At 41.7% G+C, this 22,572-nt stretch carries 15 protein-coding genes; 10 read left to right on the forward strand and 5 right to left on the reverse strand.

Features of this window, described 5'->3' with window-relative positions; genetic code table 11:
• The 5 genes from ACFSR6_RS16950 to ACFSR6_RS16970 form a co-directional block, all read left to right on the forward strand.
• On the forward strand, positions 1 to 5,003 hold a 5,003-nt coding region (locus ACFSR6_RS16950; RefSeq protein ID WP_379080976.1), incomplete at its 5' end, for a YDG domain-containing protein.
• A gap of 56 nt (positions 5,004 to 5,059) precedes the next feature.
• Positions 5,060 to 5,947: a PorP/SprF family type IX secretion system membrane protein gene (locus ACFSR6_RS16955; RefSeq protein ID WP_379080979.1), complete on the forward strand. Its 888-nt coding sequence runs from the start codon at positions 5,060 to 5,062 to the stop codon at positions 5,945 to 5,947.
• A gap of 60 nt (positions 5,948 to 6,007) precedes the next feature.
• A complete protein-coding gene (locus ACFSR6_RS16960) occupies positions 6,008 to 6,520 on the forward strand; it encodes a hypothetical protein (protein ID WP_379080981.1) in 513 nt (170 codons plus the stop codon).
• Positions 6,521 to 6,612: 92 nt separating this feature from the next.
• Complete coding sequence (locus ACFSR6_RS16965; protein WP_379080984.1) at positions 6,613 to 7,389, forward strand: LuxR C-terminal-related transcriptional regulator; 777 nt, start codon at positions 6,613 to 6,615, stop codon at positions 7,387 to 7,389.
• Between the two features lie 83 nt (positions 7,390 to 7,472).
• Positions 7,473 to 8,411: a hypothetical protein gene (locus ACFSR6_RS16970; protein WP_379080986.1), complete on the forward strand. Its 939-nt coding sequence runs from the start codon at positions 7,473 to 7,475 to the stop codon at positions 8,409 to 8,411.
• Positions 8,412 to 8,691: 280 nt separating this feature from the next.
• Here ACFSR6_RS16970 and ACFSR6_RS16975 read toward each other — a convergent pair whose 3' ends face one another.
• Positions 8,692 to 8,949, reverse strand: a complete 258-nt coding sequence (locus tag ACFSR6_RS16975; RefSeq protein ID WP_379080987.1) for a helix-turn-helix domain-containing protein — start codon at positions 8,947 to 8,949, stop codon at positions 8,692 to 8,694.
• Positions 8,950 to 10,338: 1,389 nt separating this feature from the next.
• Between ACFSR6_RS16975 and ACFSR6_RS16980 the strand changes: the two genes are divergently transcribed.
• Genes ACFSR6_RS16980 through ACFSR6_RS16990 form a run of 3 tightly spaced genes read left to right on the forward strand, consistent with a single transcriptional unit; the run spans position 10,339 to position 15,536 of the window.
• On the forward strand, positions 10,339 to 10,944 hold the full coding sequence (locus tag ACFSR6_RS16980) for a TlpA family protein disulfide reductase (protein WP_379080989.1): 606 nt from the start codon (positions 10,339 to 10,341) through the stop codon (positions 10,942 to 10,944).
• A gap of 4 nt (positions 10,945 to 10,948) precedes the next feature.
• A complete protein-coding gene (locus tag ACFSR6_RS16985; RefSeq protein ID WP_379080991.1) occupies positions 10,949 to 14,182 on the forward strand; it encodes a SusC/RagA family TonB-linked outer membrane protein in 3,234 nt (1,077 codons plus the stop codon).
• 10 nt (positions 14,183 to 14,192) lie between these two features.
• On the forward strand, positions 14,193 to 15,536 hold the full coding sequence (locus ACFSR6_RS16990) for a RagB/SusD family nutrient uptake outer membrane protein (RefSeq protein ID WP_379080993.1): 1,344 nt from the start codon (positions 14,193 to 14,195) through the stop codon (positions 15,534 to 15,536).
• A 36-nt stretch (positions 15,537 to 15,572) separates the two neighbouring features.
• Here ACFSR6_RS16990 and ACFSR6_RS16995 read toward each other — a convergent pair whose 3' ends face one another.
• The 3 genes from ACFSR6_RS16995 to ACFSR6_RS17005 form a co-directional block, all read right to left on the reverse strand.
• Positions 15,573 to 15,875 carry a hypothetical protein gene (locus tag ACFSR6_RS16995; RefSeq protein ID WP_379080996.1) on the reverse strand — a complete coding sequence of 101 codons (303 nt, stop codon included), beginning with the start codon at positions 15,873 to 15,875 and terminating at the stop codon, positions 15,573 to 15,575.
• A gap of 131 nt (positions 15,876 to 16,006) precedes the next feature.
• Positions 16,007 to 16,432, reverse strand: a complete 426-nt coding sequence (locus ACFSR6_RS17000; RefSeq protein ID WP_379080998.1) for a MauE/DoxX family redox-associated membrane protein — start codon at positions 16,430 to 16,432, stop codon at positions 16,007 to 16,009.
• Positions 16,433 to 16,575: 143 nt separating this feature from the next.
• Positions 16,576 to 17,166: a cyclic nucleotide-binding domain-containing protein gene (locus ACFSR6_RS17005; RefSeq protein WP_379081001.1), complete on the reverse strand. Its 591-nt coding sequence runs from the start codon at positions 17,164 to 17,166 to the stop codon at positions 16,576 to 16,578.
• A gap of 321 nt (positions 17,167 to 17,487) precedes the next feature.
• Here ACFSR6_RS17005 and ACFSR6_RS17010 point away from each other — a divergent pair, with 321 nt between their 5' ends.
• Entirely contained in the window at positions 17,488 to 17,718 is a 231-nt protein-coding gene (locus tag ACFSR6_RS17010) for a hypothetical protein (RefSeq protein ID WP_379081002.1), read from the forward strand.
• Here the strand turns inward: ACFSR6_RS17010 and ACFSR6_RS17015 are convergent.
• Complete coding sequence (locus ACFSR6_RS17015) at positions 17,715 to 18,866, reverse strand: hypothetical protein (protein WP_379081005.1); 1,152 nt, start codon at positions 18,864 to 18,866, stop codon at positions 17,715 to 17,717. The two genes, ACFSR6_RS17010 and ACFSR6_RS17015, sit on opposite strands and share 4 nt — an antisense overlap.
• Positions 18,867 to 19,384: 518 nt before the next feature.
• Between ACFSR6_RS17015 and ACFSR6_RS17020 the strand changes: the two genes are divergently transcribed.
• On the forward strand, positions 19,385 to 22,564 hold the full coding sequence (locus ACFSR6_RS17020; RefSeq protein ID WP_379081007.1) for a SusC/RagA family TonB-linked outer membrane protein: 3,180 nt from the start codon (positions 19,385 to 19,387) through the stop codon (positions 22,562 to 22,564).
• The last annotated feature ends 8 nt before the right edge of the window (positions 22,565 to 22,572 follow it).

The following is a 22,572-nucleotide window of genomic DNA, read 5'->3' on the forward strand; positions in this document are numbered from 1 at the left end:
ATGGCAAAACTGTTACAGCAGCTGGCATGACATTAGGTGGTACTAAGGCTGCTAATTATACTTTATCGGGAGTTAATACCGCTACAGCTAATATTACTGCCAAAGATATCACTGGTAATTTTACTGCAGGTAATAAAGCTTACGATGGTACCAATACTGCAACAATTCTAAGTAGAACATTAACAGGTGTATTAGCCGGTGATGTCGCGAATGTATCTGGCACAGGTGGTACTGCAACTTTCAATAACGAAAATGCCGGTATCGGTAAAACAGTTACTGCGACAGGCATAACGCTAACGGGAACCAAAGCAGGTAATTATAATTTAACAACAATTAGTATAACTACTGCTGATATTACCGGCTTAGCTTTAACCGGAAGCTTTACAGCTGATAATAAAGTTTACGATGGTAATACCACAGCAAGTGTATTAACCAGAAGCTTAACGGGCGTATTACCAGCCGATGCGGCCGACGTAAGCCTAACAGGTGGTACAGCCACTTTCGGTACAGCCGATGTAGGCACTGGCAAAACCGTTACTGCAGCGGGCATGACTTTGGGTGGTACCAAAGCGGCTAACTATACCTTGTCTTCAGTTGCTACAACCACTGCTAACATTACCGGTCTGGCTTTAACAGGTAGCTTTACCGCCGATAATAAAGTTTACGATGGTACCAACAGTGCCACCATCTTAACCAGAACTTTAACAGGCGTATTGCCAGCCGATGCGGCCGATGTTACCTTAACAGGCGGAACAGCAACCTTTGGTAGTATCAATACCGGAAATGGTAAAACCGTTACTTCAACCGGTATGGTGTTAGCTGGTGCTAAAGCTGGTAACTATACTTTATTTGCCGTAAATACAACTACAGCTAACATTACAGCAAAAGATATTACCGGAACCTTCACGGCAGCCAATAAAGCTTATGATGGTAACACTACGGCAGGCATCTTAACCAGAAGCTTAACAGGCTTAGTACCAGCTGATGTTGCTGATGTAACATTAATTGGTGGTACAGCTACCTTCGCTACAGCAACTGTAGGCGTAGGTAAAACAGTTACTTCAACAGGTATGACCCTGGATGGAACCAAAGCAGAAAATTATAACTTAACCGGAGTGGCTACCACCACAGCCAATATTACCGGACTGGCCTTAACAGGTAACTTTACTGCTGGTAATAAAGTGTACGATGGTAATACTACTGCTACCGTATTAACCAGAACTTTAACCGGTGTACTGGCAGCAGATGCAGCCGATGTTACCCTAACAGGAGGTTCAGCAACTTTTGCCGATGCCGATAAAGGAACAGGTAAAACCGTTACTGCTGCCGGAATGACACTTGGTGGTGCCAAAGCAGCTAACTACACTTTAGGTACAGTAAATACAGCAATTGCTGATATAACCGCTAAAGACCTTACTGCAAGCTTCACCGCTGATAGTAAAGTGTACGATGGCAATACTACCGCCACTATTTTAACCAGAACCTTAACGGGTGTAGTACCTGCCGACTTAGCAGATGTAACTGTTAACAGCGGTACGGCAACATTCAATAACGAAAATGTAGGCACTGGAAAATCTGTAAATGCATCAGGTTTGGTATTGGCGGGAGCTAAGGGAGGTAATTACAACATTACTACCGTAAATGCAACTACGGCCAACATTACGGCCAAAAACATCAGTGGTAACTTTACTGCCGATAATAAAGTGTACGATGGTAATACAACAGCAACAGTATTAACCAGGACTTTAACCGGTGTACTTGCAGGTGATGTTACTGACGTTAACCTGACGGGTGGTACAGCCAGTTTTGTAACAGCCAGCGTAGGCACAGCTAAAACGGTTACCGCTTCAGGTATGGCCATTACAGGAGCAAAAGCCGGCAACTACAACTTAACAGGTGTGGGTACCACTACAGCCAATATTGCTGGTCTGGCCATTACAGGTAATATTACGGCCGATAATAAAGTGTACAATGGGAATAACATTGCCACTATCTTAACCAGGACCTTAACAGGTGTGTTAGTGGGCGATATAGCCGATGTAACTTTAACCGGAGGAACAGCAACTTTTGCCGATGCGAACAAAGGCACGGGTAAAACCGTTACCGCAACAGGTTTAACACTAACAGGCGCTAAGGCTGCCAACTATACTTTAGCATCCGTTGGTACGACCACTGCCGATATTACCGCAAAAGATATCGCCGGTAACTTTACTGCCGATAACAAAGTTTACGATGGCAATACTACTGCAAGCGTTTTAACCAGAACCTTAACTGGCGTGCTTGCAGCTGATGTAGCCGATGTAACCTTAACCGGCGGAACTGCAAGCTTTGCCACTGCCAGCATAGGTACGGGTAAAACCGTTACTGCTGCAGGTATGAGTTTGTCAGGTACGAAAGCAGGCAATTATAATTTAACAGGAGTAGCTACTACTATGGCAAATATTACTGGTTTAACCATTACCGGTAACTTTACAGCTGGAAATAAAGTTTACGATGGCAATACCAACGCCACCATATTAACCAGAACTTTAACAGGAGTACTGGCAGCTGATGTAGCTGATGTAACTTTAACAGGTGGTACGGCAAGCTTTGCTGATGCCAATAAAGGCGCCGGTAAAACCGTTACTGGCGTAGGCATGACCATAACAGGTGCCAAAGCTGCCAACTATACTTTAGCTTCGGTTGCTACCACAACTGCCGATATTACCGCAAAAGATATCGCGGGTAACTTTACTGCCGATAGCAAGGTGTATGATGGTAATACCACTGCAAATATCCTGACCAGAACTTTAACTGGTGTATTGGCAGGCGATGTTGCCGATGTTATTTTAACCGGTGGAACCGCGAATTTTGCCAATGCAAATGTAGGTACAGCTAAAACGGTATCGGCTGCGGGCTTAACTTTAAACGGAACCAAAGCAGCAAATTACAATCTAACAGGAGTAGCGACTACAACAGCTAACATTACGGCAAAAAATATCGCTGGTGCATTTACGGCTGATAACAAAGCCTATGATGGTAACACCACAGCAACCATTTTAACCAGAGCTTTAACAGGAGTACTGGCAGCCGATGTGGCCGATGTAACCTTGACAGGTGGCACAGCGAGTTTTGCCGATGCTAATATTGGTACAGGTAAAACGGTAACTTCAGCGGGAATGGTTTTAGCCGGTTCAAAATCTGCTAACTATAATCTAACAGGTATTGCTACAACAACGGCTAACATTGGTGTAAGGAATATCACCGGAACATTTACTGCTGATAGCAAGGTTTACGATGGTAACACTTCTGCCACGGTATTAACCAGAAGCTTAACAGGTGTTTTAACCGCCGATGCTGCTGATGTTATCTTAACAGGAGGTACAGCGAGCTTCGCCGATGCAAACGTAGGTACCGGCAAAACGGTAACTTCAACAGGTATGGCGCTTGCCGGTGCAAAAGCTGCTAACTATAGCTTAACCGGCGTAGCAACAACAACAGCAGCCATTACTGCGAAAACGGTTAACGGCAGCATTACTGCCAGCAACAAAATCTACGATGGGAATACTACCGCTGCCCTTACAGGCAGAACGTTAACCGGTGTATTAGCAGCCGATGTTGCCGATGTAACCTTAACCGGTGGCACAGCAACCTTTGCAGATAAAAATGTAGGTACTGCAAAAGTGGTAACAGGTGCAGGTTTGCAGTTATCGGGAGCTAAAGCTGCCAATTATACTTTGGCCAGTGTAGCAACTACTACAGCAAACATCAGTGCAAAACCAATTACAGTTACTGCCGATGCGAAAACAAAAGTTTATGGCGAAGCAGATCCTGTTTTAACCTATACACTTTCTGCAGGTGCTTTGGCCACGGGCGATGCTATTACAGGTAGCTTGAGCCGTGCAGCCGGAGAGAATATTGGTAACTATGCAATTGCACAGAATACCATATCAGCCGGAACAAACTACAGTATTACTTACACACCTGCCGACCTGGTAATTACCAGAAAAGCACTGGTAATTACAGCCGACAATAATACCAAAACTTTCGGTGCAGCAAATCCTGCCCTTACCGCAAGTTACAGTGGCTTTGTGGGTACCGAAAGCAGTGCGGTGTTAACCAGTCCGGTGGTGTTAAGTACAACCGCTACAACGGCATCGGGGGCTGGTAATTATCCGATTACAGCCAGTGGTGCGGTAGCAGCAAACTACAGCATCACGTATGTTGCGGGTACACTAACGGTTAATCCGGGTGCACAAACCATTACTTTTGCAGCTTTACCAAATAAATTAGATACCGATGGTACATTTACTTTAACGGCAACTGCAAGTTCAGGCTTACCGGTAACTTATACCAGCAGCAACCCTGCAGTAGCGCGTATCATTAATGGTAATCAAGTAGAAATCCTGAAAGCAGGTGTAATCAACATTACCGCCAGTCAGGCAGGAAATTCCGATTACCAGGCAGCAACCAATGTGGTGCAGTCGTTTACCGTGATCGAGAACCCGCCACCGGTAATTACCATTACCAGCAATAAAGGTAACAGCATTAGCAAAGGCGAGGTTGCCGTACTTACCGCAAGTGGAGCCTTAACTTACCAGTGGTCAAATGCCAATGGTATCCTTAGCGGACAAAACAATGCCTTATTAACAGTTAGGCCATCTCAAACCACTACCTACACGGTTACCGGTTTTAACCAGTACGGTCGTAGCAGCACCAAAACCTTTACCCTTGAGGTAAGGGCCGATTACCAGGTGCTGAATATCATGAACGTAATTACACCTAACGGTGATGGTAAAAACGACACCTGGAAAGTAGAGAATATCGATATGTATCCAAACAATACGGTTAAAGTGTTTGACCGCTCAGGAAAAATGGTATTTGAAATGAAAGGCTATGATAACAGCTGGGGTGGTACTTTCAGGGGATCGGTAGTACCGGAAGGTGCTTACTATTACATCATCGATTTCGGCCCCGGAGTTGGTGTAAGAAAAGGATACATCACAATTGTAGGTAATAACTAAGATTTAACCTGCTATAACCGGTTTAAACACTGGTTATGGCATAAAAAAGTATAAAGATGAAAACAAGGAAAATGCTTATCACATTGGTGATGTTCGGTTTCTGCATTCCGGCCTTTGCGCAGCTTAACCCAATGGGGAGCATGTATTATCAAAACCTTTATTTAAGTAATCCGGCCATGGCTGGTATTGAAAAAGGGTGGGAGCTCAATGCAGGTTACAAGGCCCAGTGGACCTCTATTGAAGGTGCGCCTACCATGCAGGCCGTAACAGCAACATATGGTACCCAAAGCAATAAAGTAGGGGCTGGTTTATCATTTTACAATGAAAATGCAGGAGTGATTCAGCGTACCAGTTTAAAAGGTACCTATGCTTATCATTTACCGCTCAATAACGAAACGAGTTACCTTGATTTTGGTCTTTCGGCGGGCATTATGAACGAGTGGATTGATTTTAGTAAAATCAGGGGCGACCAGGGCGATTTGTCCTTAACCAACTTTAACCAACGTAAACTGTACTTTGATGGCGATTTCGGGATTGCTTTCCGCAACCAGAATTTGAATATCCAGGCGGCGTTACCCAACATGAAACGTTTCTTTAACCGTGATGTGGCCAGAACAGTGGTAGATCGCGCAACCTATTTTGCTGCAGTAAGCTACAAATTCCTTAACCCGAATAAAGTGTTAAGTGTAATCGAACCCAAGTTTAGCTATCGTGGCATTGATAATTACCGCGATATTGTAGATTTAGGTATTAATACCCAATTCTGGACCAATAAACTATTGTTAAGCACCATTTACCACAGCAGCAACAGCGTTTCAGTAGGTGCAGGTACAACCTATCAAAACCAACTGGCTATTTTGGTGATGTATACCACCAATACTTCGGCTTTACAGAATTATGCCAATGGCGAATTTGAAATTGGTTTAAAATACAACTTTAAGTAACCTTTAAACCAACAGGGTTGGGCAGGGGGTATACCCTTTTCCCATTTCAAGTCTTTCAATATGAAATCCATTTTGACGGAAATCTCACCGATCCTTTCTTTCTTAGATAGGATCGGTTTGGTTTATAAGCTAACCGAAATCGACGGTCAAACCTTTCTTCCTGGTTTGAAACTCAGTGATGGAACTTTGATTATCGATATCAATAAGTTGCTTTATCCCGGTGATATTTTGCACGAAGCAGGACATCTGGCTTGTATGCCACCCGAAATCAGACAGAGTATGAGCGATGATTTAGCATCCTCCGATCTCCATCAGGGTGGGGAGATGATGGCCATCGCATGGTCTTACGCGGCCTGTATTCACCTTAATATCGATCCAATAGTGGTATTCCATGAAAACGGGTATCAATCAGGTGGGGAAAATATCATTGATAATTTTCAACGGGGTTCGATTATAGGCGTATCGCTATTACAATGGTGCGGTATGGCCTTTGATAATATACAAGCAGAAAAAAATCAAGCCCAGGCCTTTCCCTATATGCAAAGCTGGTTATGCGAAAACAGGCCTGCTTAAAGGTTTCAGTAGTTATGGCTTCAACTGAAGATTAGTGTATAATAATTTATTGTTATATTTAAGTAATGTAATCGATTTAACGTTTTCATTCTATGTCTAACCAAAATGCTTCGCTGTACCAATCTGCTAAAAAGATCTGGCGCACTGTTGTTAAAGAAGAGTCAGGCAGGCCGCACGAGCTTGAGCTACAATTTGAGCTGCATAAACGTCTTCTGCATCTGTTTCAGCCGGGTACTTACTATTATTACGTATTTAATATTTTCAAGGCCGAACTTGAGTTCGTCAGTCCCGGTATCAGCGCTGTGCTGGGCTACACGCCGGAAGAAATGAATATTCAACGCTTGCTAGACATCCTGCACCCGCAGGATAAGCCTTATTTTCTCGAATTCGAACGGCGCATTACAGAGTTTTTTTCCAGACTTCCGTTTGAAAAAATCCCTAAATACAAGATGCAGTACGACCTCCGCATGAAAGCAAAGGATGGCCGTTACATTAGGCTACTTCACCAGGCTGTGCAAATTGACTATGACGAAAAGAATTATTACCGTACGTTAGATATTGATACTGATATTACGCATATAAAATCTGAAGGGATGCCCTGCTTTTCGATTATTGGATTGGATGGCGAACCTTCCTATTTTAACATTAGCACCGATGTTGATCTTAGCCCATCAACAGATCCTTTCACCCCAAAGGAACGCGAGGTGCTGAAACTGGTCATATCATGTTTCAGCAGCAAAGAAATTGCCGAGGCTTTGTTTATCAGTCTGCATACCGTTAATGCCCACAGGAAAAATATCCTCCGCAAAGCACAGGCACGCACGCCACAGGAACTGATCAGGAAAGCTTTTGAGGCAGGTTGGGTATGAACACATAAATAGCTAGTGCTAGCTATTGTTTCTGTTTTGACAAATTCTGAAGTTTATAAGGTCAAACAAATCAATTTATTGTCATGAAAAAAGTTTACTTTTTTTTATTGTTGCTTTTAAGTTTTGACGGGATTTGGGCTCAAAACAGAGGCTACAACAAGACAGAATGGAGTGTGGCCAAACCAGCGCCTTGCTTTCCAAATCTCTATGTATCTTATAAGTCTATTGGCTATGAACCTTCGGTGAGTGCATACGCATATAATTGGCGCATTGAGAACCGATCAGACAAACGCGTTAGCTTTACTTTTGGCCCCTGGATTGTAGCTGCCGATGGCAAGACGAAGGAAAAGATGAATGGCGGGTTGTTTGTGCTCGATCCCGGGCAAACGTATGCTCACGCGCCCGGATATAACAAAATAGTACCAACAGGAAGTGCTATGGAATTCTTTATAACAGCTTATAGTGAAGTAAAAGGAGGGCCATCCTATAACTGTGTAAACGGAACAAAATACTGTGTATCCAACTGCGGTGGTACGAGTCAGGTTTCAAAAATTGGGTCGAACTCGGCCTCAAGGCTGGAATCTGGCGCAACTCTTGCGTCGACGAATGGACAAACCTCGGGATCTGGTACTGCCCAAAGAGCTGGAACGCCTTCTGTTAAGCCGAATACCGCCGAAATAACCCTTCAGGCCACGCGTGTTACCTACAGTCTCAGGGCGGTAATAGATAATGTACAGTGTCCGGGCAGCATCCGCATTGGTTTGGATCCAGATGCCGGTGATGGGAAAAAATTAACGATCTACGCTATGCCTAAGGCTGAAAGTGGTACCTTTACCTCTGATAATCTAGGCGGATCATGTGCGCTCCACGCACTCTTGTTCTGGTTCGAGAATGGAAAATACCGTTATACCTCGCCTAACCTAACCGTAACCAAAACCGGCCTCAATAGTTTTACCTTTACCGGTACACTCGATGGTGGAGAAAAGATCAGTGGCTCTGGAAATTATACGCTGGCACAGTAACAATGAATCGGCATTTTTGAAATTCTTGGCCAAATGAATTTGCTTAAAAGTAAAGGGAATGACGCTAACCCGTAGTATAATACACCATGATTACTACGGGTTTTTATTTATGTGGCAAAAACCAATTGTCCCTGTAATGAAGTAGCTTTGCGTTTTTTGGCTAAAGTTAATTCAAGGATTGATTTTCCGGAGGTATTTAGAGAAAATTTGTTGAACCTTAAATTGACATTACTTTGTTTGGGTTACCTTATTTGAGAAGAGTCTTGAAACCTGAATATTATTATTCTAGCCCCGCGCTAAAGTCTATTCCGAAATTAAAATCAAGAAGCTCCCTTGGGTGGATTTTTAAACCTATTGCCAATCTCATTATTGTAATAAAACTTGGACTGGTTTCACCATTTTCATATTTAATAATATCTCCGGTATTAACCCCGCTTCTTTTATAAAATTCGCGATAAGAAAGTTTCTGTTTCTCCTTTAACGATTTTAAATGCTTACCGAAGCTTTTCAGAACTATTTTTTCTTTCTCACTAATCATTTCATTGCTAATAAAATATAATTGGCAATGTCTTTGATATTTTATTTAAAATCGTCATGTAATTACTTGACATTTGGCTTTTTTTTATTTACCTTTACGTAATAAAAATAACAATCAGTTAAGGTAAAATTAAGAGTCTTGCAACCTCAAATCTCACGCCGTTGGAGCAAGACAGCAGATTTTATCCCATTTCTTATAGCGGAATTGCTATCTTTAGCTTTCCAAAATAAGAGTGGGCTTCTGCTGTAATTCCATTTCAACGTAAGGCGTGAGAAACATTATGAGGTTATGGTTTGGGAAGCCCACTTTTCTTTCTCATGCAAGACTCATAACATACGATTATGAGCAAACAAAATATAAATTCGACTAACTGTTTAATATCGCCTCATCTGGCGGTGTTCCAGGATGTTGTTTTAATAGTTTGCTATTTTCGGGTATTTCTGTACCAGTCACTGTTGGGTTGTCCGTTTGATCGGCTTTATGCCTTAAAACCCAAAAATCCAGAATAATTTTTAGATAAGGCAGGCTAACCATAAGGTTAATGATAGTTTAGGTTCTTCATGATGACAGCCTGCCTTATTCCTCTTTGCAGGGATGTTTTGATATTCTGCATAAAACTGATGTTTTAATGGAATTTTTATAAAAAATAAGTGGCTTATACCGCAATGGGATTGTTATGTCCGGATTTTTTGCCTAATACCTGCCTTTTACTTCAAAACAAAGTTTCAATACGATTTAATTTAACCACTCAACCAAACCAGATGATGAAATTCAATAATGCTTATTTGCCGCTTTTTTTCTTTTGCTGGGCTTTGTTGTACAGTCCGCTGGCAGTATGGTATGCTTATGAGCAAAGAGAAAATTTGCATACTGTTAACACGAAAGCTGGACATAATCGTAACACGCATTTGGCAGCGGACATTGACTGTTTCCCCTGTCGTTATGTATTGTTTAGTTTTACGATGGGGTATCATAATAAAGAATGTCCTTTTGCTGATAAAAACGTTCCGCTTTTAGTTTTTTATAAATCTAGCCAATGCAGAGTGTACGGCCCAAATTAAGCAGTTTCTTTCTTGTAGGTTATCTGCTTTAAAGCTAAATAGCTTTGTTTGAACAGGGCAGAACAGGCCGGTCATTTTATAGTTTGGATCTGGCTTTTTAATAAAGCATAGCCTGCTAATAATTTTTCAATTCAACTAACTAAAGTTTAAAATAAACGGTTGTGGCTGTATAGGGATTGCCATGTCTTTTCTGATCAAAGCTTTTCCGCTGAATTTGCCCTAGCCGCAAAACAGGGTACAGTGGTGGCAAGGCCGGTGCGGGAGGTTCTGCCCGCGCGGTCTCTGCCTGAACATATTACACGCCTAAACTTTCTAACAAATCATGATCATGATAAAAAATATTTATTCTATTTTATTGCTCTCGCAACTATTTGCATTTAGTGGATTTACACAGGGCACCCCATCGGTAAAGATTACTCCGATAGCCGTGGGAGATCAATTGCCTAAGGCTTTCTGGGACTTTAAACACCTATTACTGGAACAGGCTGTACCACGCGAATATACCCTTACGGCTGATAAGGGTAAACTTTTAATAATTGATTTTTGGGCCAGTTGGTGCGGCTCTTGTATTAAAAGATTCCCTGAACTGGAAAGTATTGAAAAAGCTTTTCCGGGCAAGGTAAAAGTGCTGTTGGTAAATTCGGTAGGTACAGGAGATAGTGCAGAATCGCTCATCGCCAGGTTTAAGTCGGGCTCAGGTACTTTTACCGCTACAAAGCTAGCTGTAATTGCAGCCGATTCGGTATTTCTTAAAGCTTTTCCGCACAAGGCACTTCCACATTACGTATGGATTGCCCATGGTAGCGTACGTGCCGTAACTACCGCAGAGCTTTTAACAGTAGAAAATATAGGATTGTTGCTTAAACATATGGATGTGATAGGAGATAGGAGAAAGAAGATTGAAGCAATAAGGACTAAGGCTAAAAAAGATTGAGGGGATGGGAAAGATGCATATCAATTTTAAATTACATGCGGTATTTCGCCTGCACACTGTTATATTTCTCTTAGGATTTTTGTTGTCGGGCTTTTCTACAGCCTCTGCACAAGAACGTTTAAAGGGCCTGGTATCAGGTACAGATGGAAAACCGCTTGCGGGGATTACCATTCGTACAAACGGGGGACAAACCATTATTTCGTCTGAAACGGGCGATTTTTCACTGCCTCTGGCTACAGGAAAGCACAAGCTGAGGTTTTCAGGGTTGAATGTTGCACAATTGGATACTGTGGTATCTATTCCGTTTTCAGGGATTTTTAATGTAACACTCTCCCTCAATAATTTGCAGCTCCAAACTGTTGAAGTGAGCACCGGATACCAACAACTGCCTAAAGAAAGGGCTACAGGATCTTTTGCCCTGGTATCTGGCAAGATGCTTAACGAGCAGGTCGGAACAGATATTATTAGCAGGTTAGAGGGCATGGTAAGTGGTTACAGCATAGATCGTAAGAGCAACGGCGGTGGAGGCTATGGAATAATCATCAGAGGTATCGGAACGTTAAGAGGTGTGCGTGCACCGCTTATCGTATTGGATAATTTTCCATATGAAGGGGATATCGATAACATTAACCCTAACGATATTGAGAGTGTAACCGTGCTTAAAGATGCTGCGGCTGCTTCGATTTGGGGAGCCAGGGCAGGAAATGGCGTGGTAGTCATAACCTCTAAAAAGGCAAAATATAATTCGCCATTAAAAGTAGCTTTTTCAGGGAGCTTTAAAGTGACCGATAAACCCGACCTGTTTTACCAGAACAAGATCGGAGTTTCTGATTTTATTGAGGTAGAAAATTTTCTTTTTGATAAAGGTTATTTTAACACTATCGAAACAGGCACAGACAGATTTGCACTCTCTGAAGCAGTGGAGTTAAGGATTGCAGCAAGGGACGGTAAGCTTTCGGCACCGGAACTGGCAAAGAGGATGGACCTGCTACGGAGCTATGACCTCCGAACAGATCTTGACCGTTATGTGTTCTCGAGGGCTACTGCTCAACAGTATTCGCTATCGTTAAATGGCGGATCGGAGAAAAGAAACTGGCTGGCCTCCGCCGGGGCCGATAGGAACATTAGCTCGCTTGGTGCACCATTTAGCCGCTATAGTTTAAAGGTCGATCAAAATATAAAGGTTACTGATAAACTCACTTTAGGGGCCAACCTGATGTTTACCTATTCGTATAGCGGCAGGGGAAAGGATGATGTTTCGCAACTGAATACTGCTACAGGGAACTTGCCACCTTATACCAGGCTTGCAGATGATAATGGCAACCCGCTTGCCGTAATGAGGAATTACCGGGCATCCTATCTGGCTACCATTGGGAGTGGTAAGCTTTTAGACTGGCAGTATGTTCCGCTTGAGGATCATAAAAATGTTTTAGGAGGTACCGGCGTAAATTCGGTACTGACTTCGCTTAGGGCGGGTTATCAGCTTACAGATTGGTTAAAATTTACGGCAAGTTACCAGCTCCAGCGTGAAAGTACCAAAACCAGTACCAATTATCTTGAAAACAGCTATAGGGTAAGGGAAGCGGTCAATCTTTATTCCTCAATAGATGCAAATGGGCTGTTGAAGAGAGTTATCCCGGCAGGATCAATCAGAGATCGTGAACTTTCGCTGCTTACGGCCCATAATGGTAGGGGCCAGCTCGATTTTAACAAGTACTTTGGCCGGCATTCGATTGTTGCATTGGCCGGTGCAGAGTTAAGAAGTACAGTAATTGACGGGGAAACCAAGCGTGTTTATGGTGTTAACGAATCAACACTGACATCCGGCGTGGTAGATTATGTAAATCCTTACCCAACTATTATAACGGGGAATACGGCTTTTGTGCCTAACGGTGATGGCTTTACAGGCTCTGTATCACGATTTGTATCCTTGTTTGCAAATGCGGCCTATACTTTTGACGATCGTTATACGCTTTCGCTAAGTGCAAGAAGAGATGCTTCAAACCTTTTTGGCTTGGCTACGAACGATAAATGGAACCCGCTTTTTTCTTCAGGGCTTGCCTGGAACATTGGCAAGGAGAAGTTTTACACCTCAACTTTATTGCCATTACTAAAACTCAGGATGACTTTTGGTGCAAGTGGTAATACCGATCCTAAAGGGTCTGCTGCCACTTCAATTATCTATGCAGGCATTAACTCTCCTTACACGCAGTTGCCTTATGCCATATTCAATAATTATAATAATCCGGAGTTGAAATGGGAACGCATTTATATGTTTAATGCAGGACTTGATTTTGGTTTCAGAGGGGACAGGATAAAAGGGAGCATTGAGTTTTTTAGAAAAAAATCTGTTGATCTTTTAGCACTTAGTCCGATAGATCTTACTGCTGGCATTGGTTCTACCGTAGTAAAAAATGTGGGTTCAATACAGGGCGATGGGGCAGACCTGGAGGTAAACACCATCAATACAACTGGGAAATTTATATGGACAACAGACTTTTTCTTAAATTATTATAAAGATAAAGTGGTAAAAAACTATGATGCTTCTTCCAGTGTACGATCACTAGTTGGTGGAAATATTACCTCTGCCGGTGCAGTAGGCTATCCGCTTTTCAGCATGTTTTCGTATAAGTGGGCCGGGCTTGATCCTCAAACCGGTGATCCGCAGGGTATACAGGCTGGCACGGTAAGCAAAAATTATAGTGCTCTGTTCGGTAATACCGTACGTGTTGAAGATATGGTGTACCATGGCCCGGCACTGCCGGTTTTTTCTGGTGCAATAGGGAACAGTTTTTCCTGCGGCCGCTTTAGTGCCAGTTTCAGGTTGAGTTTTAAGCTGGGTTATTACATCAGGAAATCCTCATTAAATTATTACTCGCTGTTTGTGGGCCGGGATGGTAATGGTGAATTTGCTTCGAGATGGCAAAAGCCGGGCGATGAGGCCTTTACCAATGTGCCCAGTATGGTGTATCCGGCTTCATCCAGCAGGGATGAGTTTTACTATGGTGCCGAGGTCAATGTGCTGAGAGGTGATCATGTCCGTATTCAATATGTTAATATCGGCTTTGACATTTCGGGTAAAAAGTCAGGCAGGAGGCTCTTATCGCAGGCAAAGGTATTTTTGGTTGCCTCAAACCTGGGAATTATCTGGCGCGAAAACCGTGAAGGCATTGACCCCGATTTTCGAGCCCTGCCAGATCCTAAAAATATAGCAATAGGTTTTAAGACAAATTTATAAGTATACCACTATGAAAAAATTAATTTATATCATTTTGCCCTTGCTGTTGGTTATTTTTTCCTGTAAAAAGTTCCTTGATGAAAAATCTGACCGTTCGCTCGCCATTGCCGAAACTTTGGCTGATCAGCAATCGCTGTTAGATCATTACCAGGTGCTTAATCAGGCCGATGGTAATGCAATGGAAATGAGTTCGACCGATTTTTACCTCACCGATGCTGATTTTTCTTCCAGGTTAGAGAACGAACGGAATATGTATACCTGGCAGCGCGCCAACATCTTCTTACCTGATCTTAACGAATGGGGCAACAATTACAGGGCTCTTTACAGGGCCAATAGTGTTATAGAAAACCTGGCAAAAATTCCGCGTATAGCTTCGAATGCTCCGCAATGGGATAATGTGAGTGGACAGGCTTATTTTTACCGGGCAAAGTTTATCCTGAAGAGCCTTTTTGTTTGGGCACCGGCTTATGATGCAGCATCGGCTGGTACAGACCTTGGTGTGCCACTCCGGGAAGGCACTGATTTTAACGTGCCTTCGTTTAGGGCAAGTGTAGAGGAGGGATATGCGCAGGTACTGGCAGATCTTAAGGTTTCCATACGATGCCTGCCCCCGGTTGCCGTGCATGTAATACGTCCATCAAAGGCTGCTGCATTTGGATTGTTGGCCAGGGCTTTGCTTTCTATGCGAAGATACAATGAAGCCTTTCTTTACGCCGATTCATCTTTACAATTGAAAAGTGAGCTGATGGATTTCAATAGCCTCAGTCCCGCCAGCGCGCTACCCATTCCACGATTTAATGTTGAAGTGCTTCACGACAGTTTTTTTACAGGTGTGCCTTTATCAAACGTAAGGGCTAAAATAGATCCCCAGCTTATTGCCTTATATGAACCTAACGACCTTCGGAAAGTGATATTTTTTAACGATAATAAAAACGGAACATATGGTTTTAAAGGAAGTTACGAAGGGTCTACAACATTTTTTGGAGGTATAGCTGTTGATGAAGTACTGTTAATGAGGGCTGAATGTTTAGCCAGGATGAACAGATTGCCTGAAGCATTGGCAGACCTTAACAAACTGCTCCGTAACCGGTATAAGAAAAATACTTTTGTGGATAAACAAAGTTCAGATCAGGAGGTGGTTAAAACAATGATTTTAACAGAAAGAAGAAAAGAATTACTGATGCGCGGACTAAGGTGGCCTGATGTAAAAAGGTTAAACAGGGAAGGCGCGGGGATTATCTTCAACAGGGTTGTTAAAGGGATAAATTATTCACTAACCCCCAATTCAACAGGTTTCGTGTTGCCCATTCCTGAGCAGGTAATAGAGCTTTCAGGGATGCCACAGAATCCCTAATATAAAAGGTGCAGTTCAAACTGCACCTTTTATGGTTTAATCTCTGGTTGATCTGATTTCAGGAGAGGCCATTATCTCTTCTGCGGTATCATGAGTTGAAAGATAACTGGAAAGCGAACCTGTTACTTCAATGGTGCATGGCAGTACTTCTTCCTCGCCACAGCTAAAAGATGGTGCTCCAGAAACCGGTTCCCATGAAGCCTGATCATTGATTGGACCATTGCTATCTTTATAATGGTACAGTGTTCCAGAAGTTTTAGTTGTAAAAGCACTTTGTGTCGCGATAAGGCCGAACCCCAATACGAGGGCTGCAAAGCCTAAATTGATTTTTTTTAACATGTTTTTTAGTTTGATATCTGCTGCTTATCAAATAGGGCCTAAGCAGATAGCCCGGCTGTTTGTTTTTTCTTGGCCAGCAATACAGCTTGTGTTGTTTTATCTGTTGGTTTGGCCAGCTCCATTATATAACCTCAATCGTTGTCACGTACCTCCCGCTTTAGTTTAATATGTAGTGCAAGAATTGCTGCGGTAAGAAAAAAAAGATTGAAAATGAGGTGGGTTTTCCAGCCCATGGCTTTAATTACGCCGCCACAACTACATGGCGTTTTAGGGAAATACCCGGAAATGATGAGTAGGATATATCCGGTAAAAGCCAGCATGAGTAAGAGCGATAAGCCTAAACCCAGCTTATTGGTTTTTTTGATCAATAAGAGTATTGCGCAAAGTATTTCAATTGAGGGGATAGCGTATATAAGCACAGTTGTGAAGGCAGGGCTGAAAACCTGCATACTCATTTCCTGCCTGTAAGATTGAAAATTTGCTAATTTACTTCCGGCTGTATATACCCAAAGCAGAATAAATGCCGCTGAAATAACCTTTGATACTTTTGTTCCCATATCCAATTTTCTTTGCTGTTCCGAAATTGGATGATTGTTTTTTAAATCACCTCACACCTGGATGGGGAAAGCCGGTATCTTAGGTAAAAACGATCACAGCCAGGTGGGTTTTAACAGTATTATTTGATTACCGTCAACCTGGATTATCGGGTACGTTTTTTATTTTGATTCCTCATTGCACTTAATGTACTGCTATGTATTCCCAGGTAAGATGCCACATCTTTTACCGCAGTCTGGCTAAAAACTGCCGGAAAAGATTCAAGTAATTTATCCAGTCGCTGGTCAGCGCTGGAGATTTTTAAACCGGTTAATACTGTGATGATTTTTGCATGCATTTCTGCATTTATTTCCACTATTAAATCGGTTGATTCGCTGAACAGCTTGTGTATGTTACGGGTATGTATATTGGGTATGCTAAGCAGTTCTGTATCTTCAGGAAATTGCATAAAAAGCTGCCTTTTTACATATTTAGAGATCGATTTAAGCTCGGGTAATATATCCTTGGGCTGGAAGAAAAGGATGGTGGTTTCCTGCTCGGTTTCAGCATCGTAAACAAATAATCGTCCACTGCCTTTGGCCAGGTAACAAAAACTACCAAGCTCGGTACTGTTGAGCGGGATTTTTTCCATTTTATGAAAACTGGTTTGATACACTGTGTAATTAAGGTAGGCTTTCAGGCCTATGGAGAGTTTTTGATATGATGCCAATTTGGATAGGTATCGTTCTTTTTCCATAATCTGTTTTTAAGCATAAAGAAATGTATATTTTCATGTTTGTCAAGTTGCTGGTGTAGCAACCTTTGGCAACCCCTTTATTTTTTTGTTTTGGGGAATAAAAGGATGAGATCTGTTATATTTGAACCATGAAATAAGAATTAATTACATATTTGATATTGTAGCAATAAGCTATTTTACTGTTTTAGAAAACCGCAAAACTTCAAAAGACACAGGAAAAAATAGATGGTTGCCTACGCTATGCGTGGGTGCCTGTTTATCTTGTGTCTGGGCATTTTGCGGTGCCTCTAAAGCGGATATCGGGTTAACCCGCGCTTTTTTATGGATAGTTTTTCTCAACCCAATCATTTCCTCCTTAATCTGCCGATTACAGAACTCTCACTGTCTGAGAATTTTAAACTTAGAAGTAAATTAATGGGCTTTTTTACCCTGCAGGATATTATTGGAACCAACCAGAAGGATTTGCACGAGCTGGAAGATTATTCCGAACACTGGTATTTTGAATTTGTAGACTTTTTACGCAGAAAGGATTTATTAAATCTTCTTGGCTAATACTTTTCCTGGGCAATGGCCAGCATGCTGGCGATTTTATTGATCACTTTTTCAATATCGGCTGAGGCATTTCCATAATAAGCATTTTTGAAGCTTTTTTCCGATATGGTATCTTTTTCTATGGTACTGTAATGGTTCGTAACATATTGATGTAGCGCTTTAGGACTTTGGGTAGTGATGATGCCGGCCTCAACTTGTAAGTGGATGAACATTGCAAGTTGCCTTACCGTAAAGGTTACTTTAAAATTACTGTCTAAAATACCGCCACTACTGAGATCTTCGGCTATGGTATCTATTGATTTGAGGTAGCTGATCTCACTTTCAATATACCTTAACAATGATTCATCAATATTAGGCAAATTCCTATGGTATGGCATGCTTATGGTTTTAAAAACCTGTCCGATTAGTTTCTTAAAGAAATGGATTAACCTGTATTGTTCGTTAATGTTTTCGCACCTTTGAAGTTCATGGTTAAAGTGGCTGCAGCAGGAATGATAAAAGGATGGATGATTGAAATTTAAGGAGGTGAGCAGTATGATAATTCCCGGCATTTGAAGGGGAGACGCAAATTTATTTAAGGCCATTTTAAGTGACGCGAAAAAATCATGCAGGTAGGCAGCCTGTTCAAAAGTGAAATGGCAAAGACCGCTGTTTAAGTGTTCGAAGATATGTTTAAAGACTGAGATGGTTTCGTCATCAGCAAGCAGCTCTTCTAGTTTTTTCAGGGTTTGACAAGAGTTTTCGGTAATTTCTGCCAATAGTTGTTTCCGGGTAGTTAAAGGAACAGAGCAATCATAATCGAAATACTCCGGTAAATACTGCTGAAGATCAAAAACCATCCCGTTGAGTAGATTGACTATGCTACAGATTTCTTCATTTTTATTTTTTTTACCGGTATTAAAATGATCTCCGTTCGCCATGGCTTCTAATTCATCCATCAGTTGCATTAATCCTCTTTGATGCTGCCTTGTATAAGCCTTTAATTTATCAGGTGCAATTTGTATGATATTATGCTGGATAGCACCGAGTACCCGTTCACTTTCTTCCCGGATATCGTCCCGTACTTGCTTATTTGGCCACTGAAGCACTGTGCCTGCCGAAAGGGCATCTAAAATTATTTCCCTGAAGCTTATAAGTTCATACCTCATTTACTTAGTAGCCAATGGCCTAATTATAGGTTATTATTTTCATTTTTTTGTTTTGGCGTGGTGAAATGGATTATTACTGTGGTGAAACCAGATTTTAACGTATTTATTGGCTGGTATTTGTCAACCTAACTTCAATAAGCTCAAAGAGGGCAGTTAATCGATTATAATGCGCTTTGTTGATTTTACGAGCTAAAAACAGATTTTATACTTGACTTTCTTCTCTCTTTAGTTGGGTGCCTTGAAGCCTGTTTTTTGGTGATGTGTTGATACATAGTTACATACGTTCAGTTATTGCTGTTATGACGGATAAGAAGAAGAAATAAGGTTAACATTTGTATATCTATTATTAACAAATGTACCCATAGTGCCATTCGTTTATGGCTAATTTTAATATTGAAATGTTGAATCATTCATTTAAATAAGATTACATTTCATATCACCTGTAATGCCCTTGTATTGAAAATGCAATCGATTGCAGTGTGAAGTTAATTTTAATTAACCATTTATATAAACCAATTATGAGTAGGAAAATTACCGACTTAACACGGCTGTTAAAGCTTGTCCAATTACCGCTATTATTGTTGTCCCTCGTGTTTATGGGTACAATATCAGTTAAAGCACAAACAGTTAGTATTAAGGGGATTGTAACATCTGGAGATGATAACAAACCCCTGCCTGGAGTTACCGTACAGGAAAAAGGAAAACAGAACGGTATGGTTACCGGAACCGATGGTTCTTATTCTATCAATGTACCCTCAGATGCTACACTTGTATTTTCTTCAATAGGATTTACCAAGCAGGAGGTTAAATTAAACGGAAAAACAGTAATTAACATCAAATTACAGAATGATGTGAGTACCCTTAGCGATGTTGTGGTAATAGGCTATGGAACGGCACGAAAAAAGGACCTGATCGGTTCAGTAAATGTGGTGGCTGCCAAGGATGCAGGTGCCAACACCAATACCAGTGCAGCACAACTCCTCATTGGTAAGGCCCCTGGTGTACAGGTAACCAATTCAAATGGAACACCAGGTTCAAATGCCCAGATTATTGTGCGAGGAACCGGCTCATTTACCAACGTAGAACCATTGTATGTGGTTGATGGAATACAGAGTGATGCCAATCTTTTTAATACAATTAATCCGCAGGATATTGATAACATTACCATTTTAAAGGATGCAGCCTCTACAGCTATTTATGGCGTTGCTGCTGCTAATGGTGTGGTTATCGTAACCACTAAAAAAGGTAAAAGTGGTTTGCCTCAGATCTCGTTTGACTCGCAGGTTGGCGTATCTACGGTGCGGAAAAAACTTGACCTGCTCAATGCAAGCGATTATGTTAATCTGCTTAAAGATATTGCGGCCAGCACTAATATCGCAGTTCCTGCTAAACTCAATACGCCCTATGTAACTGTTGATCGTACCGATTGGCAAAAAGAGATATTCAGATCAGCCTTATCTACCCAAAATAATGCAACCATAAGCGGTGGTAGTGATAAGGTAACCTACAACTTGTCTTTAGGTTATTTAAGCCAGCAGGCAATTGTTAAAGATTATAACCTAAAAAGATTAAACAGCCGTTTTTCACTTGATGAAAAGCTAGGGCGTTTTCATTTTGGACAAAGTCTTAATATTCGTTATACCAATACGGGTGGACAAACGGCAAGTATAGGCAATGCGATTACTTACGCACCATACCAGCCAATATATGATCCGGCCATTTTGGGAGGCTACTCCATTCTAACCAATGTTGATGATAACAGTAATGCTATAAATCCACTACAGGCACTGGGTGTTAAAACCCTTTCAAGTAAAGATTTAGTGTTATATCCGCAAATTTTTGGCGAAGTAAACATTATTAAAGGCCTTACGTTAAGGTCGCAACTTGCCGGTGTATACGGTAATTCTACGGATGATTCGTACCAGGTACCTTATGTTACCTCAAATAACCTGGCTTTTACCCGCCAGGCAGGCCGAGCATTTAACAGTTATTCTAATTATACTTTCGAAAACTACCTCTCTTTTAACCGTACATTTGGTAAACACAATATATCGGCAACTGCCGGAACCAGTTATATTGATGCCGGATCGAGCAAATACCTCAGTGTACTGGGTACAGGAATGTTAAATGATAATGTAAAAGACATAGGTGTAGCGCCAACGATCACCAGTCAGGCTAATACATCTGGTTACTATACCCAGTTTGGCCGGGCAATTTCTTATTATGGCCGCTTGGTATATACATTTAATGACCGTTATATTTTATCAGGAAGTATACGCCGTGATGGTTCCTCAAATTTTGGCCCTCAAAGCCGTTATGGTAATTTTCCAGGAGTTGGTTTTGCATGGCGCATCAGTGAAGAAAGTTTTGTAAAATCAGCACTTCCGTTTATCAGCGACGCAAAATTCCGCATCGGCTGGGGGCGTACAGGTAATAACAAATTTGGTTTAACCACAACACAAGTATTTACTTTTGGAGGTTCACCAACTGGTAATCTGATTTATTCGCTTGGTGAGAATGAGGGATTTGTAAACGGAACAACGGTAGTTTCTATTGCAAACCCACTGTTGAGGTGGGAACAAACAGATCAAACCGATATTGGTCTTGACCTTGGTTTCTTGAACAATCAGCTTACTGTAGCCCTCGATTATTATAACCGAAAAAGCAGTGGCTTGCTGGTGGCTATTCCAATACCAACCAGCGTAGGCGTTGGCGGTTTGAGCGGATATAACAGTACCTTAATTACCAATGCTGCAGATGCTCAAAATAAAGGTTTTGAATTTCAGGTTGGCTATCAAAGTAAAGGTACTGACTTTAGCTACAATATAAGTGTTAATGGTGCTTATAACCAAAATAAAACATTATCACTGGGTGCCCAATCGCAAACGCCGATAATAGGAGGCTATTTTAACAGTTTAAATGGAATCACTTTAACACAGCCAGGAATGCCTATTGGTGCATTTTATGGGTATAATGTAGATCATGTAGCTTCTACCCAGGCACAAATAGATGCATTAAATGCGGCTGCGCGTCAAAAAACAGGCAATCCTAACGCAGTTTATCAAGCGGGGTTATTACCGGGCGACTTCATATTCAAAGATTTGAACAATGATGGTATTGTTGATGATAAAGATCAAAAGATGCTGGGCAGTGCTATCCCTAAGTTTATATATGGTTTTAATGCCGGTGCCACTTACAAAAATTTTGATCTCAATATCGTTATCTCTGGTGTTCAGGGTGTTCAACTGGTTAACTCGCTTAAATTTAGCACCGAAAATGCCTCAACCGGGCATAATGCTTCTACAGCGATCTTAAACAGGTGGAGAAATCCTGGAGATATCGCTGCATTGCCAAGAGCCGGGCAGAATGTAACGGCAACAGGCAATTTGAGGCCGTCTGACTTTTTTGTTGAGAATGGAGCCTATCTGCGTGCACGTAACATCACCTTAGGCTACACCTTTACCAAAACGGCTTTGAAAGCCTTCTCAGGTAATGTATTAAGCAATCTTCGGGTGTATGTAGCCGCACAAAATTTATTCACCATTACCGGATACAAAGGCTACGATCCGGAAATTAGTACACAAACCAACGGTGGGGTAAACGGCGGGGCTTCCGATTATATATTTAATCGCGGAATTGATGATGGGCAGATCCCACAGCCACGTACATTTTTGGCAGGTGTACAAGTTGGATTTTAAGGATAAAT

The sequence above is a fragment of the Pedobacter vanadiisoli genome, assembly GCF_042684385.1.
Classification (GTDB): domain Bacteria; phylum Bacteroidota; class Bacteroidia; order Sphingobacteriales; family Sphingobacteriaceae; genus Pedobacter; species Pedobacter vanadiisoli.